Source organism: Chryseobacterium sp. MMO-72, from assembly GCF_037146035.1.
GTDB lineage: Bacteria > Bacteroidota > Bacteroidia > Flavobacteriales > Weeksellaceae > Chryseobacterium > Chryseobacterium indicum.
The window spans coordinates 397264-414477 of record NZ_JBBCWG010000002.1 but is presented as its reverse complement, the minus strand read 5'-3'; the positions used below and the strand labels follow the sequence as shown (position 1 = coordinate 414477).

General features: G+C 36.3%; 13 protein-coding genes. 6 read left to right on the top strand and 7 right to left on the bottom strand.

Annotation, left to right across the window (positions count from 1 at the left end; all coding sequences use genetic code 11):
- Window positions 1-140 precede the first annotated feature (140 nt).
- Complete coding sequence (gene aroB, locus WFH39_RS04440) at window positions 141-1193, bottom strand: 3-dehydroquinate synthase (RefSeq protein WP_336688961.1); 1053 nt, start codon at window positions 1191-1193, stop codon at window positions 141-143.
- A gap of 292 nt (window positions 1194-1485) precedes the next feature.
- Between aroB and WFH39_RS04435 the strand changes: the two genes are divergently transcribed.
- Entirely contained in the window at window positions 1486-2442 is a 957-nt protein-coding gene (locus WFH39_RS04435) for a pseudouridine synthase (RefSeq protein ID WP_116099480.1), read from the top strand.
- 587 nt (window positions 2443-3029) lie between these two features.
- On the opposite strand, the gene pncA is transcribed toward WFH39_RS04435, so the two are convergent.
- Complete coding sequence (gene pncA, locus WFH39_RS04430) at window positions 3030-3635, bottom strand: bifunctional nicotinamidase/pyrazinamidase (protein WP_336688959.1); 606 nt, start codon at window positions 3633-3635, stop codon at window positions 3030-3032.
- 194 nt (window positions 3636-3829) lie between these two features.
- On the opposite strand from pncA, the gene kdsA reads away from it, so the two are divergent.
- The 5 genes from kdsA to WFH39_RS04405 all read left to right on the top strand — a co-directional run bounded on the left by kdsA (window position 3830) and on the right by WFH39_RS04405 (window position 11255).
- Window positions 3830-4639 carry a 3-deoxy-8-phosphooctulonate synthase gene (kdsA, locus tag WFH39_RS04425; RefSeq protein WP_271247217.1) on the top strand — a complete coding sequence of 270 codons (810 nt, stop codon included), beginning with the start codon at window positions 3830-3832 and terminating at the stop codon, window positions 4637-4639.
- Between the two features lie 235 nt (window positions 4640-4874).
- Window positions 4875-7121 carry a TonB-dependent receptor plug domain-containing protein gene (locus WFH39_RS04420; protein ID WP_336688958.1) on the top strand — a complete coding sequence of 749 codons (2247 nt, stop codon included), beginning with the start codon at window positions 4875-4877 and terminating at the stop codon, window positions 7119-7121.
- A gap of 106 nt (window positions 7122-7227) precedes the next feature.
- Window positions 7228-7605: an HYC_CC_PP family protein gene (locus WFH39_RS04415; RefSeq protein ID WP_235130794.1), complete on the top strand. Its 378-nt coding sequence runs from the start codon at window positions 7228-7230 to the stop codon at window positions 7603-7605.
- A 109-nt stretch (window positions 7606-7714) separates the two neighbouring features.
- A complete protein-coding gene (locus tag WFH39_RS04410) occupies window positions 7715-8188 on the top strand; it encodes a DUF3347 domain-containing protein (RefSeq protein WP_235130793.1) in 474 nt (157 codons plus the stop codon).
- Between the two features lie 277 nt (window positions 8189-8465).
- Window positions 8466-11255: a multicopper oxidase domain-containing protein gene (locus WFH39_RS04405; protein WP_336688957.1), complete on the top strand. Its 2790-nt coding sequence runs from the start codon at window positions 8466-8468 to the stop codon at window positions 11253-11255.
- Between the two features lie 468 nt (window positions 11256-11723).
- On the opposite strand, the gene WFH39_RS04400 is transcribed toward WFH39_RS04405, so the two are convergent.
- The 5 genes from WFH39_RS04400 to WFH39_RS04380 form a co-directional block, all read right to left on the bottom strand.
- Window positions 11724-12842, bottom strand: a complete 1119-nt coding sequence (locus WFH39_RS04400; RefSeq protein ID WP_336688956.1) for an FAD-dependent monooxygenase — start codon at window positions 12840-12842, stop codon at window positions 11724-11726.
- On the bottom strand, window positions 12842-13450 hold the full coding sequence (locus tag WFH39_RS04395; protein ID WP_235130790.1) for a hypothetical protein: 609 nt from the start codon (window positions 13448-13450) through the stop codon (window positions 12842-12844). Before WFH39_RS04395 ends, WFH39_RS04400 begins: the two co-directional genes overlap by 1 nt.
- A 13-nt stretch (window positions 13451-13463) precedes the next feature.
- Window positions 13464-14258: an alpha-ketoglutarate-dependent dioxygenase AlkB gene (locus WFH39_RS04390; protein WP_336688955.1), complete on the bottom strand. Its 795-nt coding sequence runs from the start codon at window positions 14256-14258 to the stop codon at window positions 13464-13466.
- Window positions 14258-15481 (bottom strand): hypothetical protein, encoded by a 1224-nt coding sequence (locus WFH39_RS04385; protein ID WP_336688954.1) that lies wholly within the window; start codon window positions 15479-15481, stop codon window positions 14258-14260. The genes WFH39_RS04390 and WFH39_RS04385 overlap by 1 nt, the downstream gene beginning before the upstream one ends.
- A gap of 300 nt (window positions 15482-15781) precedes the next feature.
- Window positions 15782-17029 carry a hypothetical protein gene (locus WFH39_RS04380; RefSeq protein ID WP_235130787.1) on the bottom strand — a complete coding sequence of 416 codons (1248 nt, stop codon included), beginning with the start codon at window positions 17027-17029 and terminating at the stop codon, window positions 15782-15784.
- Window positions 17030-17214: the final 185 nt, after the last annotated feature.

Here is a 17214-nt window from a genome sequence, read left to right as displayed (position 1 = left end):
CCGCCTGTAAAAACAAACGGATCTTATTTTATTGATTTGATTTTCAGAAATTTAATTTTTAATTAAACATTTGTTTAGAAATAGTATAAATTCAGAAACCTTCTTAAAATATATTTAATTTTTAATTGAATTTTTGCCGGTTATAATGAAACATCATTCAGTTTTCTGTAGAAATCTAAGGATGTAATGATGTTTTTCTGACTGCACTGATGATCGAAATTACACGCTCCGATTGCGGTAAGCAGAGAAAAATTAATTTTACTGTCAGCATTTTTCTTGTCATTAAGTAAAAGACCGAAAATATCTTCGTCTTTGAAATCGCTGATATCAAGATAAGGGTAATACTTCTGAATGTTTTCTATAATAAGTACAGAATCTTCCTCAGAAATTAAACCTTCAAGAAAAGCGAGATGCGCTTCCGTAATCATCCCCATAGCAACTGCTTCGCCATGAAGAATAGGGTTTCCCTGACTTAAACATAAGCTTTCAATGGCATGACCGATCGTATGACCGAAATTCAGAGTCTTTCTGATATTTTTCTCGTGAAAATCTTCCTGAACAACATTCTGTTTAATATCCATTGATGTCTGAATATGCGGAATTACGCCTTCAATATCTAGTTTATTAATTTGGGTGAGATTTTCCCAGTGAGATTTATCGGCAATTAATCCGTGTTTCAGCATTTCGGCAAATCCGCTTCTTAATTCTTTGAAAGGAAGGGTTTCAAGAAATTTAGGATAGACAAAAATTCTTTCAGGAAAAGTAAAAGTTCCCACCATATTTTTATAATGCATCAGATCAATCCCTGTTTTTCCTCCGATAGAAGCATCACACATCGATAAAAGCGTCGTTGGAATATTGATGAACTGGATTCCTCTTTTATAAGTAGATGCTACAAAACCTCCCATATCCGTAATAACGCCGCCGCCGAGATTAATAACCAGAGCTTTTCGGTCTGCCTGCATTTCCGTAAGAATTTCCCAAAGCTGGTTCGCCGTCTGTATATTTTTCATTTCTTCACCGGCTTCAATCTCCAGAATTTCAAATCCGAGATCCGTTTCCATATTTCCTAAAAGGATGGGAAGACAATATTCATGTGTATTTTCATCAACTAAAATAAAGATTTTGCTGAAAGATTTTTCGTGTAAGAAGTCGTTTAATTGAGAAAAATTATCGTTTAATATTGTTATCATTTTCAGATTTTCTGTAGGGTTAAATGTAAAACTATATTGCAAAGTTATGATTCTTAATTTTTAACTCGTTATTAAATATACTATCTTTGCAGAAATTTTTAGAATGAGCAGAGATAATAATAATTCAGAACGACCAAAGAGACCAAGAATTTCAACCAAGAAAAATTCTGATAATTCTCGTGCTTCCAGATCTGGAAATTCTTCAGAATCAAAACCTTTTAAAAAATCTTTCCCTAAAGCAGGAGAGCGAAATTCAGACTCGAAGAGAAACGGTACGAGCTATCAGGACAGAATGGATAAGAAATACGGAAAGACTGAAAAAGAGCCTTTCATAACCAGTTCAGGGGAAGAAAAAAAATCTTTCGGAAAATCTGCACCGAAAAGAGGCGGAAGCAGACCCAATACTTTTGATACAAGAGATAAATACGAAAGAGGCAGCCTGAAATACGGAAGAAGACCCGGAACAGAAAACAGGGAAGACAAAAATAAATCTTTTGTACAGAAAAGAAGACTTAATAAAATTGAGAAAGATGTACATAAAGACACGATTCGTCTGAATAAATACATCGCCAATTCCGGAATCTGCAGCAGGAGAGAAGCTGATGAGCTGATTACGCAAGGTTTGGTGGAAGTAAACGGAAAAGTGGTGACGGAAATGGGTTATCAGGTTCAGAAAACGGATAAAGTGGTTTTCGACGGACAGAATATTACCCCTGAAAAACCGGTTTACGTTCTTCTTAACAAACCAAAAGGATATATTTCTACCACAAAAGACGACAAAGCCAGAAAAACAGTAATGGATCTTGTAGCAAATGCTTCTCCGTACAGAGTTTTTCCGGTAGGAAGATTAGACCGTTCTACAACCGGAGTTATTCTTTTAACGAACGACGGCCACATGACGAAAAAACTAACGCACCCGTCTTTTGATGCAAAAAAGATCTATCACGTTACGCTGGATAAAAAGCTTACACACGAAGATATGAAACTTATTGCGGAAGGAATCCGTCTTGATGAAGGAGTTGCTGAGGTAGATCAGATTTCGTTCATCGAAGGAAAACCAAAAAATGAAGTGGGAATTGAAATCCACATCGGGTGGAACCGTGTTATCAGAAGAATTTTCCAGAGATTAGGATATGAAGTGGAAGCCTTAGACCGAGTAATGTTTGCCGGATTAACGAAGAAAAACATCAAAAGAGGACACTGGAGAATCCTTACAGAGCAGGAAGTAAATAATCTTAAAATGCTTTAATTTTGAAGTAAATTTTAAGCTAAAAATAAAAAGACGTTGAATTTTTTTTCAGCGTCTTTTTTTTGCTTTAACACGAATGCTTTTTCACAAATATCGCAATGAGTTTATTTAAACTTTTGTATCAATAAAATATTCTTGTTGGAAAGCGCAAAGACGCAAGATTTTTATTAGTCTCACATCTTTAAGACGCAAGAAAATCAAAGATTTTCAAGAAGGATTAATGCTTAATTTTATCGTAGATAAAATATTTGCGCCTTAAAAAAAGACCGTATTTAAAGAATATTTTGCGTCTTTGCGATAGTTATATTAAAGTTGTTTAAAGTAAAATGGTAGAAAACTCTATAGAGTTTTATCTGTGTAGACACCATATTCGCAAGGCGTTCTGCGTTCCGTAGGAACGCTATCTTTAGAAAATTATCATATTTAAGATATCGATCCTATGGATTGATTGACGGATTTATTCTTATTTCTACACAGATTCTGCTCCTAAAGGAGCAAACTCTTTTACTTTAAACAACTTCATTATTAAGTTTAATATTAAATTGTGCTATCTGTGAAAAAGCATTATTGCAATTTGTGTTTAAAAACTATCCCAGAACCGTAACCCCTTTCTGGATCATATCATAAATGGCATCTCTTCCGTTATCCGGCTTTACGTTTACGGCACGTGTTCCGTTGAAGTGAAGACAGGTTACATAACCATTGGCTACAGCATCGGTGCAGGTATATTTTACGCAGTAATCCATAGCCAGACCTACGATTTCCACCAACTGGATGTCATGATATTTTAAAAAATCGTCCAGACCTGTTTTCATGAAATGATTATTGTCCTGAAAACCGCTGTAGCTGTCAATTTCTACATTTTTACCTTTCTGTACGATGTGGGTTACTTTGTCTCTGTTAAGATCCTTATGGAATTCTGCCCCGAAAGTTCCCTGAATACAGTGATCCGGCCACATAAACTGCGGAACACCATTCAGGATAATGCTTTCGCCTACATTTCTGCCATTATTGCTGGCAAAACTTTTATGATCTGCAGGATGCCAGTCCTGCGTAAGTACAATCTGATCGTATTCGTTTTCTTCCATCAGAGCATTGATGTAAGGAATTACTTCATTAGCTCCCGGAACAGCCAACGCTCCGCCTTCACAAAAATCATTCTGCACGTCTACGATTATTAACGCTTTTTTCATATTTAAAATTCTCGAAATTTTTGATAAATCTACGAATTCCTAGCTTCAAAAAATTATCCAAAACAGAATTATCGGACAAATCGGCATTAAGTTTATTGAAGCTATCCGTTTCGAAGTCGGTAAAACCCTCCAAATAATTTCGGATTTCCGAACTTTCTCCCTATTTTTACTGAACTTTTTAATCAAAAAATAAAATGATTCAGTATTTAGATAATATCCACCACAAAGATTCCAGAAACTTTTTCCTAATTGCCGGTCCCTGCATCATCGAAGGCGAAGACATGGCACTGAAAATTGCCGAAAAAGTGGTGGAATTAACCAATAAATATAACATTCCCTACATTTTTAAAGGAAGCTTTAAAAAAGCCAACCGAAGCAGAGTAGACTCTTTTACCACAATCGGAGAAGAAAAATCTCTGGAAATTCTTAAAAAAGTAGGGGAAACTTTCAATATTCCTACAACAACGGATATTCACGAAAATGAGCACGCAGCTTTGGCGGCGCAATATGTAGATGTGTTGCAGATTCCTGCGTTTTTGGTTCGCCAGACAGACCTTTTGGTTGCCGCGGCAAAAACAGGAAAATGTGTAACCTTAAAAAAAGGACAGTTTCTTTCTCCGGAATCCATGAAATTTGCCGTTGAAAAAATTACAGACTCAGACAATCAGAAAGTGGCAATCATAGAAAGAGGAAATACCTTTGGTTACACAGATTTGGTGGTAGATTACAGAGGAATTCCAACCATGAGAAATTATGCGCCTGTCATTCTGGATGTTACGCATTCCCTGCAACAGCCGAACCAAAGTTCCGGAGTTACAGGAGGAAGACCGGATCTTATCGAAACTGTAGCAAAAGCCGGAATCGCAGTCGGCGCAGACGGAATTTTCATCGAGACGCATCCCACTCCCGAAACCGCTTTGTCCGACGGAGCCAATATGTTGAGACTGGACCTTCTGGAAGATTTACTGCAAAAACTGACCAGAGTTCGGGAAGCGATTTTATAATTAAATTCTTTTAAAACTTTCATTTTTTATCTGGAGCTGTTTCCCGCTTTCCATTACAATCTTTTTTTGCAAAAAAGGATTTTCATTACAATCGGGGCTAAGATTTCAGTCAGCCTTTCAAAGGCAGAAACTGGTAAAAATCTTCAGAAAACTTCAGACAATAAATGTTAAAGAAAGTTTAAATAAGTTAAAATAAAATTTATATATTCACGTTTGAAATTTTAAAGCATTTCTTTTGAAAAAACTAGTTTTACCATTGAGCCTTATGGTTCCTGCATTAGTATTCTCTCAGGTAAAAAAAAAGAGGGATACAGTGAAGACCGAAACTATTGAAGAAGTAGTTTTCCAGAAAAAAGTAACAGGAAAAACCAACGATATCACCGCCGTAAAAATTTCGGCAAAAGATGCTCAGAATGTGGCAAGCATTTCCGGGGGTATCGAAGGAATTCTTAAAACTCTGCCTTCCGTAAACTCCAATACGGAGCTATCTTCACAATATATGGTTCGTGGCGGAAACTATGACGAAAACCTGATCTATATTAATGATATTGAGATCTACAGACCATTCCTCATCAGAAATTCTCAGCAGGAAGGGTTAAGCATCATCAATCCCGATATGGTTTCCACCGTTAATTTCTCAGCCGGAGGTTTCGAGCCGAGATACGGCGATAAAATGTCATCTGCTTTAAATATCTATTACCGTGAACCTGAAAAATTTGAAGTTTCCGGAGAAGGAAGTTTAATCGGAGGAAGATTATCCACCGGTTTTGCTGTCGGAAAAGACAAAGAAGGAAACAGGAAATTTACTGCCTTATTTTCAGGAAGATACAGAAATACAAACCTTGTTCTTAATACCCTGAAAGAAGATACAGACTTCAATCCGAAATACATGGATTTTCAGACGTATCTGAATTATCATTTCAGCCCGAAATTCACGGCTTCGTTCATCGGATATTACTCCAAGAATGATTACGAAATGATTCCGAAGGCAAGGAGTGTAGACTTCGGATCTTTGCAGCAGCCGATTAATTTAACGGTAAATTATGGTGGCCGTGAAGACGATAAGTATAAAAATATGATGGGAACATTCTCCCTGAATTATAAGCCATCCGACAAATGGAGATTTACTTTAGACGCTTTTGCCTACCAAAACCGTGAAAGAGAATATTATACCATTGCCTCGGCTTACGTTTTACAGACTTTTGATCCGATTACGGGAGAACCCGTTACTTCATACGATACTGGCGGACAAATAGAGCATGCAAGAAATGATTTATATGTAAAAACTTACGGAACACAGTTCCGAACCCGTTTTTCGCCTAACGTAAATACAGATATTGAAGTCGGCTTTAAATATGAAAAAGAAAACCTGAAAGATCTTACCAACGAATGGAAACTGGTAGATTCTGCAGGATACAGCACGCCGATTTCCGCACTTTTAGATCCCAGAAATCCGCCGGATCTAAAATTATATTACAGCATTGCAGGGAAAAATGATATTCAGCCGACAAGAATGTCTGCTTACGCGCAGTATTCTCAGAAATTTTTCTGGGGAAGCAATAAAGTTTTTGTAAACGCCGGAGCAAGAGTTTCGCACTGGAGTTTCAATAACGAAACCATTTTCTCTCCGAGAGCACAGTTTGCGATCAAACCGGATTGGGATACCGATATGTTGTTCAGACTTTCCGGAGGTATCTATTATCAGGCTCCTTTTTACAAGGAAATCAAAGACTTAGACGGGAATTTTAATTCAAATATAAAATCCCAAAGATCTATTCAGGCAATTCTGGCGAATGATTACGAATTCCAGATGTATGACAGACCGTTTAAACTGACCACGGAATTGTACTACAAGAAAATGAATGATCTGATTCCATATTTCATGGACAACGTGAGAATACGTTATTCCGGAAAAAATAATGCTTCAGGATACGCATACGGAATTGATACCAGATTGTTCGGAGAATTTGTTCCCGGAGTGGATTCCTGGTTATCTGCAAGTTATGCCCGAGTGTATGAAAATATTGATGGGAGAGGAGACATTCCGAGGCCAACCGATCAAAGGTTAAGATTTGCGATGTTCTATCAGGATTATATGCCGAGATTCCCGAAAATGCGTATCAATCTTACTTTAACTTACGCAATGGGATTGCCTACAGGATCGCCGATTGTACTGGATGAAAACAGAAAAATAGATTATCTTGCAGGATATTCCTATCAAAAAACATTAACGTCTTATAAAAGGGTAGATTTAGGACTTTCTTATGCCTTCATTGATCCTAAAGAGAAAAATCAAGCGTATGGTTTTTGGGGGAATTTTGATGAACTGACGCTGGGTGTTCAGGTTTTTAATGCCTTCAATATCAGAAATACAGTTTCCAATCAGTGGATTACCGATGCGAATACCAATCTGATGTATCCTGTTCCTGTACGCTTAACGGGACGTTTCTTCAATGTGAAACTTGAATTTAGAATTAAATAAATACATACTCCTGAAATTTTTCGGGAGTTTTTTATTTCCTGAATTCTATAACATCTTTACATAATTTTATAACGAAGGTTACCTTTATATTTTTAACTTTGTCTCAATGAAAAAGATTCTTGCTATCCTGTTCTCTGTATTCTACTTCGGTTTTTCTTCCGGAGCGGTTTTCAGTGTTCATTATTGCATGAATGAACTGGCTTCCATCAGTCAGAAAGTGGATGATGTCTGCAGCAAATGTGGCGTAAAAACCAAGAAAGACTGCTGTAAAACAGAAATCAAAATTGTAAAAGTTGATGATTCTCAAAAGTCAGATTTTCTTAAAATTGATTTTTTAAAGCAGATTCATGACGTTCACAAAAACGATTTTTTCTTCGTAGATCATTCTTTTTCAGCTACAAAATTTACTCAGATTCAGATCAATGCGCCGCCGGAAAAACGCTCCGTTCCGATCTTTATCAGTCATTGTAATTTTAGAATTTAAAATCTATCAGTCGTTTGATCTTTTGATCATTACGAACGACACGGCTTGTCGCTTTACGCGATCAATTTACCAACTTTTTCTTTAAAAATTAATTCTAAAATTTAAAACAATGAAAAAATATATCATTACAGCAATATTCTCATTATTCTCAATTATTTCAATTTCAGCACAATCTAAAAAAGATGCACAGGTTACAAAACTATACCAAAATTATATTGCTATAAAATCTGCTCTGGCTTCAGACGATGCCGATCAAACATCAAAAGCAGCTACGGAATTCATTAAAACAGCTTCTACAATTGATTACAAACAGGTTTCTGAAGGAAATTTAAATATTCTCAGAAAAGATGCTACTGCAATTTCTGAAGCAAGAAACATCAGTACCCAAAGAGAAACATTTATGAATCTTTCCGATAATATGATTGCTCTGGCAAAAGAATTCAAAGTTTCTGAAAATCCGGTTTATGTTCAGTATTGTCCGATGGCAGACGGAAGCTGGTTAAGCGACGAATCTAAAATCGTAAATCCTTACTACGGAAAATCAATGCTTTCCTGCGGAAATGTAAAGACAACAATTAAATAATATTCTTATTTTACTATAATATAATAAGTTGTATAGCTTAAATTAAATTTACTTTAATGGATTGATTTGAAGGGTATTCCAAAACTTTGAGATCTTAGTTAAGTGAAACGCCTTTGTGAACTTAAAAATATTCTCAATAATTTCAACAAAATCTTTGCGAGTTTTTGCATTAAAAATTAAGTGATTTTAGATTTTTCGACTCCACATCATTTCGCTCAAAATGAAAGTTTTTAAAATTTAATTCAGGCTATACAATTTTAAAAAACTTCGAAATATTATGAAAAAGATAATAATATTTCTGCTGTTTTTATTCTCTGTTTTCAGTTTTTCACAGACTACAAAAACCTATTTCAGTTGTCCGATGCATCCTGAAATCGTTTCTTCAAAACCGGGAGACTGCCCGAAATGCGGAATGACCTTAAGGAAAAAAGTAGTTTCTGTAAAACCTAAAGCTATTTCAAAGCCGGAAGCAAAACCTGTACAGAAAACAGAAATAAAATCAAAAGAAATTAAGAATAAGGATAATGCTAAGATTGAGAAAAAGAACAATTCTAAAAAGGCAAAAAAAGCAGATAAATCAAATGTTTCTAAACCTGTTTTAAATACATCTGAGACTAAAGTTTTAACGCAGCCAAAGTCTCATTCAAAAATCCAATCTCAGCCTCAAAAATATACCTGTCCGATGCATCCGGAAATCATTTCAGACAAACCCGGAAAATGTCCGAAATGCGGAATGGATTTAATAAAAATTGAAAATCATTCACCGCATCAATCAGATCCGGAACCAAAATCTGATAACTCTGTTTTAAAAAGAAATTCGGAAAACGGCAGAGTAAGTTTTGGAGGAAAAACGGTTCGTTATGATTTATACGTCAAAGACACAATCGTAAATTTTACAGGAAAAAACCGCAGAGCAATTGCTGTCAACGGAAAATTACAGGCTCCGACCTTATATTTCACGGAAGGCGATACTGCCGAAATTTATCTTCACAATATGCTCAAAGAAAACACAGGATTTCACTGGCACGGCGTGATTTTACCAAATGAACATGACGGAGTTCCGTACTTAACAACAAAACCTGTTAAACCGGGGGAAACACATTTGTATAAATTTAAGGTTTCCCAAAACGGAACGTACTGGTATCATTCTCACGAAAGTTTGCAGGAACAAATCGGGATGAACGGAATTTTGGTCTTTCAAAAAAGAGAAGGAGAGCCAAAAGTAAATTATACTCAGGAAATCCCTGTTTTACTCGGCGACTGGAGTGACGAAAATCCGATGCAGATTGCAAGACGCCTTCATATGGCAAATACAGATTGGTATGCGGTTAAGAAAAATTCGGTGCAGAGTTACTGGGAAGCTATAAAATCCGGAAACTTCGGAACAAAAGTGCTGAATGAATGGAAAAGGATGGAAGCTATGGATGTAAGTGATGTTTTCTACGATAAATTTCTCATCAACGGACAGCCAAGCTCTGCTTATTCCAATTTAAAAGCTGGAGATAAAGTTCGGCTGAGAGTTGCAAATGGAGGTTCATCCACTTATTTCTGGCTAAATTTTGGAGGCGGAAAGATAAAAGTAGTAGGAAATGACGGAAACGATGTGGTTCCTGTAGAAGTTGACCGACTGATTGTGGGAGTCTCTGAAACGTATGATATTGAAATCACCATTCCGGAAAATAAAAGTTTTGAATTTCGGGCAACTTCGGAGGACAGAATGGGTCATGCTTCGCTTTGGCTGGGTTCAGGGGAAAAAATTGAAGCACCGGATTTACCACGGTTAAAGCTTTTCGAAGGCATGAAAATGATGAACGGAATGATGGAAATGAGCGGAAATATGAAGCCGATGAACATGACAATGGGCAACCAGATGATGGACATGAGCGAAGTGATGTACCCCGAACTTCCTGAAAGTCAACGAAAAATGACCATGAAGCACATGAATGAAATGATGGGTATCCAAACCCAAGAGGAAAGCGAAGAGCATTCCGGTCATTCGATGGAAATGAAGGAAGAAAAATCAATTAAAAGGTTGTCTTATAATCTGTTAAAATCTCCTGAGAAAACCATTCTTCCGACAGAAAACGTCCGCGAACTGAAATTTACTCTGGAAGGAAATATGAATCATTATCTCTGGACTTTAGATAATAAAACGGTGACGGAAACCGATAAAATTTTAGTGAAAAAAGGGGAAATTCTGAGGATTACAATGTATAACAACTCAATGATGCGCCATCCGATGCATCTTCACGGTCATGATTTCAGATTAATCAACTCCAAAGGTGAATATTCTCCGCTGAAAAATGTTGTAGACATCATGCCGATGGAAACCAATACGATTGAATTTGCCGCCAATCAGGATGGCGACTGGTTTTTCCACTGCCACATTCTGTATCACATGATGGCGGGAATGGGAAGAATTTTCAGCTATGAAAATTCTAAACCGAATCCACAACTACCCGACAGAAAACTGGCTTGGAAAAATTTTCTGAAAGATAACAGGATGATCAGCTCAATGGCAATGCTTGATCTTAACAGCAATAAAATACATGCTGAATCCATGACGATGTTCGGGCCGAGATGGGCTAACTTAAATGAATTTCACTCAAACTGGGATTTTGATCATTTTGACGGAAATTTTAAAGTCGGCAGATTTTTAGGAAAATTCCAGTGGGCAATTCCTTATGCGGGTTTCAGAATTCAGAAAAATCATGAAATTATGGAACGAAAAATGGCAGAAGAAATGGGAATGGATTTTCACGGCAGAAAAACGTGGTTCGGACAGCAGAAGGCTTCCAAAACTCAGGGTGCATTTACGGTCGGGATGCAGTATCTTTTGCCGATGCTCATTACAGCGGATGCAAGTGTGGATCAGAACGGAAAGGTTTTACTGGAGTTCAGCAGGGAAGATATCCCGCTTTCAAGAAGGCTTCGCGGAAATTTTACGGTTAATTCTGATGGCGAATTCAATACAGGTTTGCGATATATTTTACAGAAATGGCTGTCTGTTTCCGGGAATTATGATAATGAAATGGGATGGGGAGCCGGAATTACACTTATGTATTAAAATTTTATAACAAAATAGGATGTTTAATCCTTCAAGATTTTTAAATTTTGGAGGATTTTTATTTTCTATAAACTGCATGAAATTTATCTGAAAGTTTGCTGAAACTTTATTAAACAGTCTAATTAAAATTTTTCAATTGCATTCAGACTGAAAATTTTAACGCAAAGTTGATATTTTAAGGTAAATATTTTAAATAAGCAAAGTTATTCAGATTTCATCTGTTATTAAGCGAGCGTTTTATGATTTATCTTTGGCAATCTTCGCTGAGTGAATAGTTACTGAGCTTGTTGAATATTTGCAAACGAAAAATATTCTCAATAATTTCAAAGAAACTTTTGCGCCTATTGTGTTGTAAAAAGATAACCATTAAGAGCAGTTAGGCAGTTAAGAGAGATTAAGAATTTGCAGGCAAAATGAAGGAGACGTTTAAAAATAATTAGGATGTAATAAAAAACGCTCTATGGGAAACTACATTTCCAGTCGAATTGTTTTTTCAACCAGTTTTTGATTAAAGCTTTCAGGAATCAGTCTGAACACGAAATTCCTTACAAAAGTTCCTTTTTCCCATTGTGAAACCTGTCCGATTTTCCAGCTTGTATCAACTACATAATCTACTTTTTTTCTCCTGATCTTCTGAAAATTTCCAAAAACTTCATTGAAATTCTGATGGTTTTCCAACAGCTTTCCGATAATATAAGCGTCTTCAATCGACTGACAGGCTCCCTGTCCGAGATTCGGCGTTGTTGCGTGTGCTGCGTCACCGATCAGACAAAGATGATTCGTGTGCCATTTCGGAATAGGAGCGAGGTCGATAATTTCGTTAAAAATGATATTTTCCTGAAATGTTTTCTCCATAATTTCAAGAATCAGTGGATGAAAACCGTAAAAATTTTCAGCTAATTGATTTTCATTCTGATGAATGTTTTTATTGATAACAGCGTACCAGTATATTTTTCGGTCGGTCATTCTTACAAACCCAAAACGTTTTCCTTTTCCCCAGGCTTCAATGGCTTCATGATGAAAATTTTCAGGAAGATCAAATTCTGCCAATCCACGCCAACACAATTGCTGTGTATTTCTTATGGTTCCGGTTCCAAAAATCTGGTTTCTTACTTTTGAATGAATTCCGTCTGCTCCGAAAACAATTTTGCTTTCAGTTTCAGTTCCGTTTTCAAAATGTAGAATATAGTTTTCTTTCTTCTGAATTTTGTTCAGTGCATGATTCAGTTGAATATTTTCATAGCCTATATTTTCCGCCAAAATCTTTTGCAGATCAGCTCTGTGAATGGCAACGTTGCAGGAATTGTACTTTTTTTCCAATTCCAGAACATTGGTTTTAGAGATGCGTTTCAGCTTTTCATCCGTAATCGAAATGCCGTGAATTTTGTTTCCCGCCTGTTCGATTTTTTCTTTTAAGCCTAACTTATCAAAAATCTGCATCGCGTTGATTGCCATCATAATTCCGGAACCGACAGGTTTTATTTCCGCTGCCGATTCATACAGGGTAAAATCAATGTTTTGTTGTTTCAGGATATTTCCTAATGTTAAACCGCCGATTCCGCCTCCGATGATCGATATTTCATTCATTATTTTAGATTTTTCAATTCGCTCAGCAGTTGATTCTGTTTACTGATAAAATTATCCAGACTGTCTGTTTTTAAAGGATGTGCATTCTGGTATTTTTCAATTTCAGGAAGGGTTTTTCTGATTTTGAAAATTGTATACGTATCGTGAATTCTTTCACGGTTTTTTGTAATTTCTTCAATCAGATCTTTTATTTTCTTCACTTTAAGATTATATTGCTCTTCACTTCTCTTAATTTCTGCTTCAATTGCTTTTCGTGATATTGAATCGCTTACAGATTTAGCCAAAGATTCCGCATTGCTGTAATAGGTTTCAGATTTGCTAATGACATCATCATATTCAAGAGTTGCATCGTCTGTTTTGCTGTCGATCATGCTTACTTTTTCATCAAGAGCCTGAAGATTTTTATCGTTTTTAAGCAATTCATCATAAATCTGATGAACCATATCATCTTCACGGGAAGAAAGTCTTGTTCCTTTTGTTATGGAGCCTGAAACAGAAGATTCCGCATTGTCTACTGCATTTTCAACCAAAGGTTTATTTTCGGATCTGCTTTCATTGCAGGAAAACAGGGCTAAAAGCAGGGTAGAAGTAAAGAATAATTTTTTCATGTTGTGTATATATTTAATTTTTGATTTCAGGAATTAAAAGATCAGCCGGACTTATCGTGAAAAACAGATCAGGATAAACAAAATCTAAAGAACGGTTTTCTTCTCCTCTCAGCCGGAAAAACTCTTTTTCCTTTTCTTCATCGGCTAAAATAAATAATTCTCCGGTTGAAAAATACGGTTGGTTGTCTTTAAAACTGATAAAAGTTTTGGAAGTCCTGAACGTCATTCCCAACCATCTGTTATCCGTAAAACCTTTAGAATTAGGGTTGGAATTCAGAACAATTTTATGCTGAAACTTTTTGTTCGTTTCTACAGAAAATAGTACAGCAGAATGATGATCCAGTATAATTTCAGATTCTTCTTCCGTTATTTTGTCTTTTATAACAAGCTTTCTGAGTTGGTTTTCTTTCAACTGATCTGGATTTTCATAGCATGAAAACAAAGCAATAAATGAATGATCTTCCAGATCCAAAGCCTGATCGGAATGAAACCCCATTTTCGAGTACGAAGAATCGTACACTTCAATCAATGCATTATTAAAATGCTGTTCAGGCACATCTGTTTTTTCGGCTGAAATTGTTTGGTTAATTTCTTCAACCACGGAATGATGAACCTCAGAAAAGAGATTCGCCGGAATCTGATATCTTGTTGTTGTTCTTACGACAGCAAAAGTTCCGTTTTCTTCTTTCAAGAGATGATTTCCGAGCCTTCCTTTTCCTGTTGCTTCGAAATCCGCAGAATTCAAGAGATTTTCAAAAGTATTTTGCTTTTCAGGAAGCCGGATTTTATAAAATACGGAGCTGCTCATTACAGGATTGGTTTTTCATAATCGCCCAGATTCATGCTGAAATGGGTTGTTTTATAGTTCACCTTATTCTCCGTCATGTTCTCTTCGTAATAAGAATTGCGAAGTTCCGCCTGCATTTCAGGAGTCATGCTTTCCAATTTAACATAATTATCGTTTTCTCTGATGTAAGTCTGATTGTCTCTGTACATCGCCTCAAGATTCGAACAACGAACAACATATCCCATTCTTATCGGAATCTGATCGACTCCCAAAACAGAAGGGCGGATTTCATGCGTATATAATCTGTTGGTAGACAGCGGAATAATAAACACAGAGTTCGGATATAAAGTAACCGTAAATTCTTTTTCCAGAGATTCGTCTTCAACCGTTTTCTTGAGCCTGAAATGGAGTCTTGTTAATGCGCTGGTATGCTTATAGCACACATCAAATCGATCTGTTTCCGATGGTTTTAAATGTTCGGAATTGGAATTGTCGTAAAAAGTACAGAATGCGATCAGTCCTTCTTTCGGCATATCCTTCGTTTTGTCGGAGTGAGCTTTAATTTTGGCTTTCACTTCCTTTTCAGCATCCGAAGTTTTCTTTTTGTTCTCGTAAATCTGTACCAAAGCGTGATTAAGATCGGTTTCATATTCAAAAGTTTCCTTTGCACATTCGTTAAGAAGAGCAATAATTTTTCGGTCGGTTTCTCTGAAATTATCTGTAGGTCCTGTAAGATTACTCGAACATCTCAACAAATTAAAATGCAGCGTTTCTTCTCCGTTTTCATTGGCTTCATGAGTCACTTTACTCAGATAAATACCTTTTCTCAGAGCTTTCGCTTCTTTATTGGATTCTGTAAGCTCCTGAAAACGATGTTCAGATTTTACTTTTTCAAATATATTCTCCTCATGAAAAATTCTTCGGAAATAGACTCCCGCATTGCTTACAATAACCGGAACTTCTCCAATTTGAATAACCTTTGATTTTTCTTCGCTGATATTTTCAAAATTCACCGAAAATTCTTTAATGATATGCAGGAAATGATGGTCTTTCTGAATATTTTCCAAATTTCCGCAGATGTATATTTTTTGATGATCAAGTTCCGGACTAAGCTCATGAACTACGGTTCCGCAGAAATGATCCATGATGTACTGAAGTTCTGTATTGATTTCCTGACTGTTATTTAAAACAACAAGAACATTTTTATCTTTTGATATTTTGTTTTCTTCTGAATGGTTATTCATGTTTCTCAATTGAAAAGTGAAGATAGCTAAAATTTTAAATGTTTTAAAATCTTAAAGCCTTTGAGGAATAAATACACTGATTTTCACTCAGTTTTTTAAGCTAAAGAGGCTTAAAAGAAAATATTTTTGTTGGGAAATGCAAAAACGTAAGTTTTTTATTAATCTCAAATCTTTAAGGAGCAAGAAAATCATAAAGATTGATGCTTATTTTATCGCAGATAAAATCCAAGTTTTAGAATAAAAAAGACCATCGAAATGACGGTCTTTATCTGTTTTTTTGAATTTCAGATTCAAATTGTACTATTCGTATTTGGAAAAATCAACCGCAAAAATGCATCGGTTTACCTGACTTCCGTTTTGTGCTCCTGCATTCGGTTCGTATTCGGTTAAACTCCACAAGTAATTATATTGAGATTCATAGTAAAGAGATTCCGCTCCGTAAGGCCATCTGAAACGTACCGTATCGTCTGCACCATCCGTATAACGCGCTAATCTCGCATTCGATCCGTAAGAATTGCTTGGAGATCCTGTACAGGAAAGCCATGTTCTGTTGCCTTTTCTGAAAACACCCTGAATTCCATGCGCATGATTGTCTGTGAAAAGACTGTTTTTCGGCGTCACGGTTACAATTCCTGTATTCTGAAGTCTTCCGTTCGTATCAACCGGAAAACCAAATACTTTCGGAACGATGGAAGCATCCGCGCTGCCTGAATAATATTGTCCTGTCCAGAACTGCGTTCCTTCATCATTTACCTGAATCGTGGAGAAAGGATTTGCGTTGTTGATTTTCTGATATCCTGTCTGTGGCAATATGTACCTGTAATTGAAAGCGAACAGGTTTCCGTTAGAATCTTTACCGCATTTATCATTGGTTGTGTCGCCTGAACTTACTTCAATAATTTTATTCAGATCGAAAACACGAACACCTAAATTTGTACTGCTGAGATAGATTTTACCTTTAAAATAGGCAATTCCGCCTGCATGAACATTCAGCGGAGCGTAAGAACCATACTGCGAATAGCCTGTTGTACCTGCCGGAATATCAGGCTGAACCAAAAGAATATGACGGTAGGTAAGATATGTACTGGAACTCGGACTGATGTCAATCAGGGTAATTCGGGATCCTTTAAATTCAGCTTCATCTTTCGCATACCAACTTACCAAAAGATAACGGACTCCGTCTTTTGTAAATCCTGAAATTCCCTGCGGTCTCCAAAGCGAAGTTGTTTCATCATCGGTATTCCAGCGGATTCCTCTCACTCTGTTTTCTTCAGGAATATTGAATCCGTAGACTTCGGTATAAGCACTTCCGCCGATTGCCTGACGGTTTTTATCAATCTGTGAAGGATTTAAAAAGCTGAAACCTGAATTGATGTATGCGCTTGTATCGGTGTAAGCATTTACACTTACGTCTGCAGCAGCTTTGCTGAGATTGGCTTTTGAAGATAAATTTTCTTCTTTTAAAGTTGATGCGATGTCATTATCTGTACATCCTATGCTTGTTAAGGCAAACAAAAGCATCCATCCGAAAAGTTTTCTTTGAATCATGATTAATTTAATTAATTTTTTAAATTACAAATTGATTGCGAAACTATCGGATTCTTTTTTTATCCGGATTTCAGGCGGATTAATTATGTATTAAATTTGTGTTTTATGAGTAATTAATTATTATGCATATTTTGGCTGTTAATATAATTCTCTAAAGCAAAATGTTTGTTTTTGAGATCAAGATT

Coding starts and splice junctions, on each gene's coding strand:
- WFH39_RS04390 (WP_336688955.1), bottom strand. CDS start 14,258: ATGAGCAGCTCCGTATTTTATAAAATCCGGCTTCCTGAAAAGCAAAAT.
- WFH39_RS04405 (WP_336688957.1), top strand. CDS start 8,466: ATGAAAAAGATAATAATATTTCTGCTGTTTTTATTCTCTGTTTTCAGT.
- WFH39_RS04395 (WP_235130790.1), bottom strand. CDS start 13,450: ATGAAAAAATTATTCTTTACTTCTACCCTGCTTTTAGCCCTGTTTTCC.
- WFH39_RS04410 (WP_235130793.1), top strand. CDS start 7,715: ATGAAAAAATATATCATTACAGCAATATTCTCATTATTCTCAATTATT.
- aroB (WP_336688961.1), bottom strand. CDS start 1,193: ATGATAACAATATTAAACGATAATTTTTCTCAATTAAACGACTTCTTA.
- WFH39_RS04385 (WP_336688954.1), bottom strand. CDS start 15,481: ATGAATAACCATTCAGAAGAAAACAAAATATCAAAAGATAAAAATGTT.
- WFH39_RS04400 (WP_336688956.1), bottom strand. CDS start 12,842: ATGAATGAAATATCGATCATCGGAGGCGGAATCGGCGGTTTAACATTA.
- WFH39_RS04435 (WP_116099480.1), top strand. CDS start 1,486: ATGGATAAGAAATACGGAAAGACTGAAAAAGAGCCTTTCATAACCAGT.
- WFH39_RS04380 (WP_235130787.1), bottom strand. CDS start 17,029: ATGATTCAAAGAAAACTTTTCGGATGGATGCTTTTGTTTGCCTTAACA.
- pncA (WP_336688959.1), bottom strand. CDS start 3,635: ATGAAAAAAGCGTTAATAATCGTAGACGTGCAGAATGATTTTTGTGAA.
- kdsA (WP_271247217.1), top strand. CDS start 3,830: ATGATTCAGTATTTAGATAATATCCACCACAAAGATTCCAGAAACTTT.
- WFH39_RS04415 (WP_235130794.1), top strand. CDS start 7,228: ATGAAAAAGATTCTTGCTATCCTGTTCTCTGTATTCTACTTCGGTTTT.